This is a genomic window from Actinomadura sp. GTD37, from assembly GCF_041951365.1.
Classification (GTDB): domain Bacteria; phylum Actinomycetota; class Actinomycetes; order Streptosporangiales; family Streptosporangiaceae; genus Spirillospora.
The window spans coordinates 664,419-678,072 of the sequence record NZ_JBGNUS010000003.1 but is presented as its reverse complement, the minus strand read 5'-3'; the positions used below and the strand labels follow the sequence as shown (position 1 = coordinate 678,072).

Here is a 13,654-nt window from a genome sequence, read left to right as displayed (position 1 = left end):
GGTTGTCCTGGATCATTGGAGCCGACTGGCCCGAGGGCGATGAGACGGCGATGCGCCGCTGCGCCGAGGCGTGGCGGACCGCAGGCACCGAAGTCGGCGAGCTGATCGAGGAGCTCAACCAGGCGGCGACGGACGTCCGCGGCGCGCTCGACAGCGGCGCCGCCGACGAGTTCGGCAAGAACTGGGAGAAGTGGGTCTCCACCGACCCGCAGATCCTCACGAAACTCGTCGAGTCGTGCGGCCAGTTCGGTGAGACGCTGGACGGCGGCGCGCTCGACATCGAGTACGCGAAGTACATGTTCATCGCGCTGCTGATCATCACGGCGATCGAGATCGCCTATCTGATCGCGGCGGCCTTCGCGACGTTCGGCGCCTCCACCGCGGGCATCCCCGCCGTGGAGGCGGGGGCGCAGATCGCGTCCAGAACCATCTTCCAGCGGCTGCTGGAATGGCTGAGCAAGCGCCTCCTCGGCGCCGTTCTGAAGGGCGCGCTGGTCGGCGCGCTGGAGGGCGGCGGGCTGGACCTGCTCGTCCAGGGCATCCAGATCGCGCAGGGCAACCGGGACGGCGTCGACTGGAAGAAGACCGGCGCGGCCACCTTCGACGGTGCGATCGGCGGCGCCATCTCCGGCGGCGTCGGGCACGGCATCGGCAAGATCCCCGGCGTGGGCGAGGCCGCCGACACCGCGGCCGGCAACATGCTCAAGGGCATGGCCCGGGACGGCGCGTCCGAGGCCATCAGCGGCGTGGCCGGCACGGTCGCCACGGCCGCCATCCACGGTGACCCGCTGACCTGGGACGCCATCGCCAAGGGCGCCACGTCGGGCGCGTTCGGCGGCGCCGTCGGCGGCGGCAAGGACGGGCTCAACGACTACAACTCGTCCCACCCCGGCGGCGACCCGCCGGCCCCGGGCGAGCCACCCACCCCGACCCCGACCCCGACGCCCACCCCGACGCCGTCGCCCGATCCCAGCACGGGCCCCTCACCCTCGCCGTCTCCCTCGCCGTCGCCTTCCGGCGGCGGCGGAGGCGGCGAAGGAGGAGGAGGCGGCGGCGGCGGAGGCGGAGGCTCCGACCCCGGCGGTGGTGGCGGAGGCGGCGGCGGAGGCGGCTCCCACTCCAGCGGCGGAGACGGCGGCGGTGGTGGCGGAGGCGGCGGCAGTTCGCCCTCCGGCGGTGGTGGTGGCGGTGGCGGCAGTTCCCCGTCCGGCGGTGGAGACGGCGGCGGTTCGCCCTCCGGCGGCGGCGGTAACCGCATCGCGACGCTGCTCGGCGACACCGGCGGAGGAGGAGGCGGAGGAGGAGGCGGTTCCTCCCTGGCCTCTTCATCCCCCGACGGCGGTGGCGGCGCGCCCTCCGGTGGGACGGGCGGATCCGGCGGCGGCCTCGGCGGCAACCCGGCCGCGTTCGGCGGCTCGTCGCCGTCCGGCGGCGGTGCGGTCGGCGGCGCTCCCGCAGGCGGCGCCGCGCCCGGCGGCATGGCCCCCGTGGGCGGCGGCGCCGCCCCCGGTGGTGCGGCCCCTGGCGGTGCGGCCCCTGGCGGTGCTGCTCCCGGCGGCGGATCGTCCTCGCCTGGCGGCAGTTCACCCTCGGGAGGCTCGACCTCCTCGGGCGGATCGTCCTCGTCTTCGTCCGGTGGCGGATCGTCTCCCGGAGGCTCCTCCTCGTCCAGCGGCGGGTCATCCTCGTCGCCCGGCCGCGGCGGCTCGCCGTCGTCCTCCGCCCCTTCTTCGAGCACCGGCGGCGCGCCGGACGGCGGCTCCGGCACGCCCGGCAACGGATCGCCCACACCGCACCCCGACACCGGCTCCGCCACCCCCGAAACCGCGGGCGCGGGCACACCACCGTCCAACGGCGACCCGTCACCGGCCCCCGGCGGCACACCGGACGGCGCGACACCGAGCAACGGCCCGACACCCGGCGACGGCTCCGGCGCAACGCCGAACAACGGCCCGACGCCAGGCGACGGCACAACCCCGGGCGACGGCCGGACGCCGAGCGACGGCACGACCCCGGGCGACGGCACGACCCCAGGAGACGGCACGACCCCGGCCGAAGGCCAACCGCCAGGGGACGGCGCGACGCCGGGCGATGGCACGACGCCAGGCGACGGCGACGGTGCCGGTACGACGCCGGATGACGGCACGGCCCCGGCTGAGGGCACACCTCCCGGCGACGGGACCGCGCCCGGCGGCGAGCCTGCGCCCCGCGGCGGGGGGACCACGAACACCGCCTCTGAGGCGCCCGACGGGTCCGATGGGACGCGGGACCCCGCGTCGCCGTCCGACGATGGTTCCGGCGCCCAGCCCGCTTTCATCGCCCCAATGCCGATGGGCATGATGGGCGGCCCCGCAGGGACCGCGTCGGCGGGCGGCGTCGGCGGCCCCTCCGGCGGAGGCTCTGAGCGGGCACCCGCGTCCCCGTCGCCGTCCACGTCACGGCCGGCGGAACGTACGGGCGCGGACAGCGGCCCCACTCTGGAGTCTCCGCGACCGAGGCAGGAGCCCCAGCCCTCCGCTCCCGTGGACTCCGATGGCGTCGTCCGCAACGAGCAGGCTCCGCCCGCGGACGAGTCGGCGCAGCCCGATGGGGACGCACCCCACAAGAAGGAAGCGGACGGCAGCACGCCGGACGACGGCTCCACCGACGACGGCTCGTCCGACGACGGCACCCCGGACAAGAACGACTCGCCGGACGAGGCGCAGCAGCTCGCTGACGCCGAGCAGCAGGCCCAGGACATCCTCGCCCAGTTCGGCGACGACGCGCCCACGGTGGACTTCACGTCCAACCCGATCGACCCGGCCGCGGCACGCGAGGTCAACAACGCCCTCCAGTCGCTCTCCGCGGACTACCCGAGCACCATGCAGGGCCTGACCCACATCGGGTCGGAGGACTTCAGCCAGTCGCTCGGGCCGGGCAACGAGGACGTCCTCGCCTACGCGACACCGGAGTCGGGCGACCCCGGCATCTACCTCAATGACGACTCGTTCGCGGACAACGAGCAGCGAACCGAGGACGGCGCCGACGAGGAGGCGACCAGCTTCACCGTGCCGGGCGGCGGCTCCACCGAAGGCGTCTTCACCCACGAGTTCGGTCACCACCTCGGCGAGCAGCTCCTCAACGACCCGCAGATGCTCGGAGACCTGAACCAAGCGGTCTCCAACGCACTCGGCATCCCCTACGACGCGACCCAGCCGCATGACCCGGCCACGCAGCAGCGCGTGGAGGACGCCCTGTCCGGCTACGGTTCCGGCGACCCGCACGAGATGATGGCGGAGGCGTTCACCGAGTACCGCCTCGCCGAGAACCCCCGTCCGCTGGCCCAGGCCATCGGCGAGGTCATGGACCGCCACCTCGGCGCGAACAACGGTAACCCGCCCGCGCCGGACGGAACGAGCAACACCGGCGGCGACTCGACACCGTCCCAGACCGCGGACGGCGCGGACCCCGAGAGCGGCAACCCCCAGAACGGGGAGGGCCAGCCCGAAACCGAGGGAAGCCAGCCAGGCTCAGACGGAACCCAGGACAACCCCAGCGGCGACCCACCGCGCACGAACGACGACCCACCGCCCGCCGACGACGGCCAACCCCGCACCGACGAGGACCAGCCGTCCGCCGACAGCGAGCAGCCGCGCACCGACGAGGACCAGCCCCGCACGGACGACGGCCAACCCCGCACGGACGAAGACCAGCCGTCCACCGACAGCGAGCAACCCCGCACCGACGAAGACCAGCCCCGCACGGACGAAGACCAGCCCGCCACCGACGACGGCCAACCCCGTACCGACGAAGACCAGCCGTCCACTGACAGCGAGCAGCCGCGCACCGACGAGGGCCAACCCCGCACGGACGAGGACCAACCCTCCACCAACGACGGCCAGCCACGCACCGACAGCGAGCAGCCGCGCACGGACGAAGGCCAACCCCGCACGGACGGCGAGCAGCCACGCACCGACGAAGGCCAGCCACGCACCGACGACGGTGAAGGCCGACCGCACGACGGGCAGCCCCGTAACGACGGTGATGGGCAGCCCCGTAACGACGGTGAAGGGCAGCCGCGGGCGCGGGAGGGGCAGCCGGAGGACACCTCCAACGGGCAGCCCGCTCGGCGGGACGTACCGGAGGGCCTGCCGGACCGTCTGCACGACACCTGGCGGAACAGCGCGGAGACCCCGGCGGGGCGGGCGCTGTACGGGCCGGACGAGCCGCACATGCGGGACGCGGCGGCGATGGTTCCGCCCGATCCCGCGGGCCGGTTCGTCCTCGACGCGCACGGCGACCGCAACGGGCTGATCGTCGGCGACCGGCCGATGAACGCGACGGATCTCGCGGCGCTGGTCCGCAACGACCCGACCTGGAACGGGCGCGACCTGGTCCTGCTGGCCAACAACAGCGGCGACGGGCGGCTCCCTGCCGACCTCGCCCAGCAGCTCGGGGTCCGGGTCACGGCCCCGCGCGGCGCCGTCGACCTCAACGCGCACGGCACCCCCGAGTCGACGGGCTGGACGGTCCACGACCCGGACGGCAGCACGGTGGCGCACGACCCGGTGCGCCGCTTCGACACCAACGACGAAGGCCAGCGGTACGGCGACGACCGGCTCGGGGACCAGTACCGGAACCTGCCGCCGGAGCTGCGGAACGCGCTGTACCAGTACACGGTCCAGTCGATGCCGAACGCCTTCCTCCGTCCCGGCGCCGACCTGCCGGGCTACCTGAACCATCTGCAGGGCGAGTACGGCACGGCGTGGGCGCTGAACAACATGAACGGCGGCAACGGCCTGCCGACGCTCGACACCCTCAGCAACTGGGCGTCCAACCCGAATCTGACGCCCGACCAGCGCGCGCTGGTCGACCACGTGATGTCGGCGGCCGACCCGGCGGACCGGCTCGCGCAGATCTCGAACAACGCGAACTACTGGTCGTTCCTGCACGGGTACTTCGGCGACACGCCCACCGTGGACGCCTTCAACGCCCGCATCGGGGAACTCGACCAGGCGCTGAACCAGCCGCTGCCGGACCCGCTGCAGACCGAGCGCGGCCTGCACGACCTGAGCTTCATGCAGCTCCCGGACGGGACGACGCTCGGCCCGCGCGACGCGCAGCTGCTCGTCGGGACGGTCCAGACCGAGCCGGGGTACATGTCGACGTCGCTCGGACGCGACCCCGCCGTCGTCGACGGGAGCCCGTTCGGCTACCGGATCCACATGGATCTGCCGGAGGGGTCGCGCGGCGTGTGGATGGGCGGCGAAAGCGCCTACTCGACCCAGCGTGAGCTGGTCCTCCCGCGCGGCACCCGCTACGAGATCACGCACGTCGACACCAACGCCCGGGACGCCGACGGCAACCCGGTCGTCGAGATCCGCGCCACGGTGATCCCGCCGGGCGCCCCCGACCCGGGCACGCCCGGCCCCGGTGGCACACCGGCGCCGAACGCCGACGGATCGTGGCCCGCCGGCCCCGCGCCCGACCCGGGCCCGGCACCCGGCACAGGCCCGGCACCCGGCACGGGCCCGACACCCGGTACAGGCCCGGCGCCCGGCACGGGCTCGGCCGGTCCGGGGTCGACCGATCCCGGTTCGTCGTCGGGACCGCCGCCGCGCTTCCGCTCCACGCCGCCGTCCGATCCGGGCTCGGCCCCCGCGCCCGGGACGCCCGGCGGCAACGACGCGGGACCGCGCCCCGGCACCGACGCCCCCGCCGCACGGGGCGGCGACGGACCGGCCGCCCGCGACAACAACGGACCGGCCGCCCGCGACAACAACGGACCGGCCGCCCGCGACAACAACGGACCGGCCGCGCGCGACAGCAACGGCCCCGCAACACGCGACGGAGAGGGACCCGGCCCCCGAGGGGACGACGGTCCAGCGGCGCGGGGCGGGGACGAGCCCGCCGCGCGGGGCGACGACGCGGCGCCGCGTTCCGATGACGGTGGGCAGCACCGTGACGAGGACGGCCCGGCCCATGACGGGGACACGGGCGAGACGCCGCCCGACGGCCTTCCCGACCATCTGCACGACGTCTACCGCGGCAGCCAGGAGACCCCTGGCGGGCGCGCCTTCTACGGGCCCGGCGAAGGCTCCATGCGCGACCTCGCCTCGCGCGTGCCCGCCGACCCCCAGCGGTTCATCGTCGACGGGCACGGCGACGCGGACGGTATGCGGGTCGGTGACCGCCGGCTCAGCGTCGACGAGGTCGCCGACCTGATCCGCAACGACCCGAACTGGGACGGCCGCGAGGTGATGCTGCTGTCGTGCGAGACGGGCGACGGCCAGTTCGCCACGCAGCTCGCGCAGCGGCTCGGCGTCCCGGTCACGGCGCCGCACGGGCTCGCCTGGTCCGACTCGGACGGGAACGTGTACGCCTCGTCCGGCCGTCCCGGCGAGGACGGGCGGACGCGTCCCGACCTGCCGCCGAACGGCGGCTGGCAGACCCACCGCCCGGACGGCTCAGCGACCCCGGCCGGACGCGACGGCTACGCGCCCGGCCATCCGGTGCCGCAAACCGGGGACGGCCCGGCGCGACCCGGCGACGGCGACGCGACCCGCGGGTCGCCCTCGCAGGACCCGTGGAATCCGCCGCGGGTGGACCGGGGCGCCACCCTGGACCACGAGCTGCGGCCGGGCCAGCACGCCGCCGACGCCGACTACCCGAGGCGGGAGGGCCGCCACCGCATCCTGGCGCTGGACGAGCACGGCGCCCAGGTGCGGGACGACAGCGGGCGGCAGGTCGTCCGGTCGATCGTCTACACGAACGCCGACGGCCAGGTCACCCACGTCACCAACCCGCAGGCGGAGGGCGAGCCGGGCGCGCTCCGCAACCCCAACGAGAACATCGACCTGACGCAGCCGAGGCCGGGCGTCGTCCACCAGATCGACTTCGGCCAGGGGGACCCGCACGTCTTCGTCGGCGGCGAGGACGGGCGGTCGCCGGCCGCGGCGCCGTTCGACCCGCCGACCCACACGGCCGACGGCGAGCCCCTCGACGAGGTGACCCGCAGCCACGACCCTTCGGACGGGCCGTACAGCGCGAACCAGCCCCTGGAGCCGAACTCCAGGATCGAGGTCCGCGACGGGAACGACCGGCTGCACGGCATCTTCTGGACGGACGGCGACGGCAACATCACCCACGTCCGGACGTGGTTCGGCGACCAGGACGGCGCCGCCAACTACAACCCGGAACTCGGCCTCCTCCCCCACAAGAACGAGGGCGTCCCGCTTCCCAACGTCAACTACATGGTCGAGCCGCGGGACCGTTTCGCGACCCTCGACCCGGCGGACTTCGACCCGAGCGACGCCGTCCGCCGCGGCGATCTCGGTGCGCAGCGGGACCCCGACGAGGACGGGGTCCCCGATTCCGACGACCCGGACGGCGGCCCGACGGAGAACTACCAGGTCGAGCCCGGCACGTTCCTGTTCCACACCGACGAGAACGGCCAGACCGACCTGGCCACCGGACGGCCCGACTACGCGGCGGGCGGCGGCGCCCGCTACGCGGTGCAGGGACACGTCGGGCACATGGGGAACGACGAGTACTCCGGTACCCGGTTCAACGGCGGCCACATCTTCGGGCACCAGGGGCACGGCCCGCGCGAGCGCATCAACTACTTCCCGCAGTGGGAGGTCGAGAACCAGGGCAAGAACGCCCACCAGGTCACCCGTCCCGAAAGCTGGTTCGGGCTGGAGGAGCACCTCGCGCAGCTCGACCAGAACAGCGGCAACCGCATCAGGGTCGACCGGTTCGAGTTCTTCGCCGAACCGAACCGCACCGACGCGGACGGCCTGGCCTACACGCCGCAGGTGATCCACGCGCGGTGGGCGCAGACCGATTTCAGCACCGATCCGCCGACGACGACCGTCCACTACCGGTCGTTCTACAACCTCCCGCCGAACCAGGTAGGCACGTCGCCGACGCTGCCCGTCGACTCGGACGGCAACCCGAAGGGCCCGGCGCGGCCCTTCGGCTGGACGGACCCGGCGTCCAGGACGGCGGGCGAGCCGCCCGAGCCGATGGCCCGCTCGGCGGACCCGACTCCCCCGGACGGCCCCGCGTCCCGTCCGGATCCGGCGGCGGGCGAACCGGGCCGGGAACCGGCGGCGGGCGAGCCAGGTCGGGAACCGGCGGCGGGCGATCGGCCGGAGGGCGCGCCGCGCTCGGATGACGCGGATTCGCCGGCGCCCGGCCAGCGCGCTTCGGACGAGGTGATGCGCCAGGTCCACGACGATCCGCGCGTCCGGGAGATGCTGGACCGCGCCGGGGAGCCGCTCGGCGAACAGCTGGCCACGCAACTGCGCGACACGCTGCCGGACCACCCCGAGCTGGCCCGGATCATCGCCGGGGACGGCCTGAACGACGTGGAGACGTCCCTCCGCGAGTCGCTTCTCGCACGGCCGAAGACGCTGAACAGCGTGCTGAGCCATCCCGAGGCGGTGCGCATCCTCGAAGGGGCCGTGCACGACGTCAACGAGCGCGGTGCGGACGCCATCCTCAACGGGGACCGGGTGAGGGCCCAGCCGACGCCGCTCACGCCCGACCAGGAGCGGATCAGCCGTGACCTCGCCGACTCCGTCGCGGACGCGCGGCGGCCGGGCGAGGATGAGAACCCGCGGGTGGCGCCGGACCAGCCCGGCTTCGAACCGTCGCGGGTCGATCCCGAGGCCGGACGCGACGACCCGTACATCAATGCCTACCTGGACGGCCTCTACGACGCCAAGCACGAGTCCGAGGCCGTGCTGCACGCGCTCGTCCACGATCCGGAACTCGCGGAGATGGGCGCCGACCCGAAGCTGCGCCCCGGCGACAAGGACCGGGTCCGCGCCCTCGACAAGATCATCGGTGACTACGAGGGGGACGCGAGCAGGCTGAACGACCTGCTCGGCGCCCGCATCCAGTTCCGCTCCGTGGACGGGCTCTACCAGGCGCTCGGCAACATCCAGCGGATCGCCGGGGAGCACGGCGTGCAGATCGTCTCGGTGAAGGACCGGATGCAGAACCCGGTGCCGAGCGGCTACCGCGACGTCCAGCTGACGATCCGCATGCCGAACGGGCACATCGGCGAGTTGCGGCTGCACCTGCGCTCGATCGACGACGTCGCCTCCTACGAGCACTCCCTGTACGAGGTGCGCCGGGACCTGCCGAACGTCGCCGAATCCCAGAACCGGGACCTCACCCGGGAGGAGCGCGCACTCGACGAGGCCATCAAGCAGCGCGTGATCGGCCGCTTCCAGGAGGCCCTGGACGAGGCCCTCACCGACCCGCCGCCGGGCGACCGGACCACCGGAACGCCTGACACGTCCCCACACGCCCCGCCCCCGGTCGACGGCCCGAACCCAGACGACGGCCCGCCCCCGGCAGACGGCCCCAACCCGGACGACGGCCCGAAGCCGGACGACGGCCCCAACCCAGACGAGGGCCCGGACCCGGACGACGGAGGAACTCCCGGCAACGGGCCGATCCCCGGCGACGGGCCTCCCCCGGGCGACAGGCCGTCCCCGGGCGACGGGGCGGCCGCACGCAGCGAGGCGCCGTCCCAGTCCGGGGTGGCCGCGAAGTACGGCTGGTACTCCGAGCCCGCGCCGGTCACCCCCGCGCCGGTCACCCCCGCACCCGGCGGGACGGTCCCCGGCGGCGACCCCGGCGACCCCGGCGACGCCGGGCGGCCGCACGGCGAGGAGCCCGCGCGGGACGGGAGCGATGCCGGGCCCGCCGACGCCGACCGTCCCGGCACCGACTCGGACCCGGCCGACTCGGACCGGGCCGACACCGACCCGGCCGACACCGACCGATCCGACGCGGACGCAGACGCGGGGGACGGCGGCGACCCGGTGCCCGGCGACCTGCCGCCGCACCTGCACGACGTCTTCCGGGACAGTGAGGGCACCCCGGCCGGGCGGTCGTTCTTCGGCACGGACGAGCCCGCCATGCGCGACCTCGCCCGGCGCGTCGCGCACGATCCCGAGACGTTCGTGGTCGACGGCCACGGAGACCGGGACGGGATGCTGGCGAACGGGCGGCGGCTGAGCGTCGACGACTGGGCGCACCTCATCCGCAACGACCCGACGTGGGACGGCCGCCAGGTCATGCTGCTGGGCTGCCGGACCGGCGAGGGCGACTTCGCCGCCCAGCTCTCCGAGCGGCTCGGCGTGCCCGTGGTGGCGCCGCGCGGCCTCGCCTGGTCGGACTCCGACGGCAACGTCTTCGCCTCGTCCGGCCATCCGGACGCGGACGGCCGGCAGCGCCCCACCTGGCCGCCGGACGGCGGCTGGGACGTGCACCGCCCGGACGGCACCGTCCTCGCCGGCGACGGCGGCCACGCGCCCGGCCATCCGCACGGCCGCACCCCGCCGCACGACCCGGACGGCGGACCGCCGCCGGACGCCGAGGCCCGCGGGATCCGCGACTGGCTGCGGCCCGAGGGCCGGACCGATTCCGGCGGCGTCCACCGGTTCGACACCGACCGGCAGGGCGAGCGGTACGGCGAGAGCCGGCTCGCGCACGTCTTCCGCGGCCTGCCGGAGCCCATGCGGCGCGCCGCGTGGTGGTACACGCGGCAGTCCATGCCGAACCGGTTCCTGCGGCCCGGCGGGCCGGACCTCGGCGCGCACCTGAACCGCCTCGCGTGGTCGGAGTGGTCCGCCCGGCAGCTGCACCACCTGAACGGCGGGCGGATGCCGACCCGGCTGGAGGAGATCGCCCGGCTGCGGAGCCGCACCGACCTCGACCCGCACCAGCGGCAGCTCGTGGACCGGCTGCTGGCACCCCCGCTGACGTCGGTGACGGCGCGCCTGGAGCAGCTCAGGGCCGACCACCAGGAGCGGAACTGGCTGCGCCAGTACCTCGGCGAGGAGCCGACGGAGCAGGCGTTCTGGCGGCGCATCGCCGAGCTGGACCAGGCCCTCCACCAGCCGCTGCCCGAGCCCGTCCAGGCGGTGCGCGGCCTGGACAACCTGAACTTCCTGATCGGCCGGGACGGCCTGCCGCTCAACGGACGCGACCCCGAGGCCCTGGTCGGCACGGTGCAGACCGACGGCGCCCCCATGTCCACGTCCCTGGGACGCAACCCGGCGGAGGTGGACGGGCAGTCGTTCGGCAACCGCGTCCACCTGGTGCTGCCCGCGGGCAGCCACGGGCTGTGGATGGGCGCGCGCAGCGCCTATCCCGACCAGCGCGAGCTGATCCTGCCGCGCGGCACCCGGTACCAGATCACCAGCGTCGTGCACACGGGCTACGAGACGGTCACGCTCCGCGACGGAACCGCGGTGCGCAGGCCGACCTACGATATAGAGGCCGTGGTCATACCTCCCGGGCCGCCGCCCAGGCCGGGGCCATGATGGGCAGGTCATGGCCATGATGGGCGGACGTCGACGTGAAAGGTGCGCGCGAGATGAGTGACCTGCCTCCCCCGTGGGATCCGGGCGCTCCCGCCGCCGCGCCCGGGGCGCCGCCGCCGTTCCCGGACGACGACCCGCTGCCGCCTGCCACGCCGTCGTACGCGCACTGGACGCGGGAACCGGTGATCTACTACTGGGTGCGGCTGCGCGGCCGGGCGATCGGCTGCCTGTGGGCGTCCGTCCGGCAGCGGGCGGCCGGGTTCCTGCTCGTCCCCGACGTGTCGGAGACCGAGATGTTCGCCGCCGACTACTGGGAGGACCGGCTCGCCGAGGCGTACGCGGCGGACGTGCCCGCAGCGGAGGCCGTCCGGCGCGCGCGCGGGGCCGCCGAGGACCGGGTGGGCGGCGGCATCCCGGCGGACGAGGCCGAGCAGCAGGCGGCCAGCCTGGCTGCCCTGCACCAGGTGGTCGCGCCCGGCTATCCGGTGCCGGCGGGGCCGTCCGTGCAGGACGGCAGGTTCGAGGACGGGACGCCGGCCGACCGGTCGCAGGGGTTCGGGCCGCTGTTCAGCGTCCTGCCGCCGACCTACCCGGAGCAGACCTCCGCGCCCGTCCGGTACCTGCCCGTCACGGTCCAGGGCGCGGTGGCCGGGTATGTGTGGGCTTCGACGGACGGCCTGGCCGCCGGTTACCTGGCCCGCGGGCCCGCGGGCACGGCGGGCGAGGTCGCGGCCGGGCTGTGGAAGCTGCGGCTGAGCGACGCCCACCGGGAGGGCGTCCCGTCGCTGGAGGCTCTGCGGCGGTGCGCGCTCGCACCTGAGGACAGGCTGTCGGGCGTCATCGGCCAGGACGTGCCCGCGCGGGATCTGCCGGGCATCGACGCATTGCGCGAACTCGCGCGCCGGTGAGGGAGCGAAGTGGCTGAGACGTATCCGCAGTACTACGCCTACGAGGGAAGGCCGGTCATCTTCGTCGAGACGCCCGACGGCGGCCTGGCCGTCTGGGTGCTGTCCGGGCGGACCGGTGAGTTCGTACGCGACCGGTCGTATTTGGAGAAGATCTGGTTCGGGACGACCGCCGACATCGAAACGCTGACCCGTGACGAGTTCATCCAGTGGGTCGAAGAGTTCCGGGGTCGGCGGCTGCGCGGTGAGGGGCCGGCGTACGCGCTCTACGAGACCATCAACGGTATCGAGGACGCGGCCCGTGCCGAGCCACGCCGCCTCACACCGGAGGAGAAGGCCCTCATTCACACGCTGCGTCTCCGCGTCCACGACCTTTTCGATGCGGAACTCCGCGCGCAGGGACGCCAGGGAACACCCGAAGATGCGTAATGGGTCCTGAAACGCTTCCGGAGGTTCCGCAGGACGAGCACGAACTCGTCGGGCGGCTCTATCCGGAAAGCGCCTGGACGTTCGTCTGGGCGCGCCGCGTTTTGCGCGACTTCGCCGGCGGCCGGGCGTCGCGTTTCCTGGTAGGACGGCTCGAACCCGGCTGCTGGTCGGTGCTGCGCGGGGACGGCGAATGGCTGATCGTCCGTTCCGCGGATGAGGCGACGCCTTCGCACGTGGCGTCCTTCGCGTCGGCCCAGGACGCCGTGGCGTACGCGGTCGCGGGGCTGATCGTCGATGAGGGCGTGACGGTCCACGAGGACCTTCTGCGGGAGCAGGGCGTCGTCGGCCGCATCTGGGACGAGTCGGCGAGCCGCCTGGTGTGGCGGCTGACGGACGAGGGCGAACGCCTGGTGGCGGCCGCCCGCGACGAGGGACGTCAACGGTACGGGGAGTCCTGCGTCCCGTTGGACGGCGTGCTCGGCGATCCCCGGGGCTACCAGGTGATCCCGCGGACGCCCGGCCCGGAAGGGGACCGTTTCCTCCGCGAGCACGATCTGTTCACCGCGCATGTCCGGGCGCGCCTTCCCGGAGATTTCGGTGCGAGCACGGGGCGGGAACTCCCGGAGGACACGCTGCTGGACAGCTACGCCTCCGCCGACGAGCCGTACCTGTTCACCCTGGACACGCCTTTCGAGCGCCGCGGGCTTTTCCGGTCGGGCAGGGACGTGGTGCGCAAGTTCTTCGTCGTGCGGCGTCCCCTAACGGTGCATCCGGGTTTCCCGGTCAGGAGCACCACCGTTCCCGCACGGCGGCGGAGGAACTCCGGGGAGTCGTCCGACAAAGGTCAGGGCTATCTCCTGCCGCGCCCGCTCGCGGCCCTTCTCGATTCCGGTGACATCGCCCGGATCACCGAGGCGGAGACCCTGCGGATATACCGGGAACAACGCGAGTCGCAACGTCGCCGGGACGGCTGAACCCATCCGGCGGGGAGGT

At 74.3% G+C, this 13,654-nt stretch carries 4 protein-coding genes; all 4 read left to right on the top strand.

Annotated elements, in window-relative coordinates:
* Positions 1-2: 2 nt before the first annotated feature.
* The 4 genes from ACA511_RS21575 to ACA511_RS21560 are packed head-to-tail and all read left to right on the top strand — an operon-like array spanning position 3 to position 13,635.
* On the top strand, positions 3-11,327 hold the full coding sequence (locus ACA511_RS21575) for an ADP-ribosyltransferase (RefSeq protein WP_375026253.1): 11,325 nt from the start codon (positions 3-5) through the stop codon (positions 11,325-11,327).
* A 53-nt stretch (positions 11,328-11,380) separates the two neighbouring features.
* Entirely contained in the window at positions 11,381-12,235 is an 855-nt protein-coding gene (locus tag ACA511_RS21570) for a hypothetical protein (protein ID WP_375026252.1), read from the top strand.
* A 9-nt stretch (positions 12,236-12,244) separates the two neighbouring features.
* The gene (locus ACA511_RS21565; RefSeq protein WP_375026250.1) at positions 12,245-12,661 is read left to right on the top strand and encodes a hypothetical protein; all 417 of its coding nucleotides are present in this window, start codon (positions 12,245-12,247) and stop codon (positions 12,659-12,661) included.
* Complete coding sequence (locus tag ACA511_RS21560; RefSeq protein WP_375026249.1) at positions 12,661-13,635, top strand: hypothetical protein; 975 nt, start codon at positions 12,661-12,663, stop codon at positions 13,633-13,635. Before ACA511_RS21565 ends, ACA511_RS21560 begins: the two co-directional genes overlap by 1 nt.
* Positions 13,636-13,654: the final 19 nt, after the last annotated feature.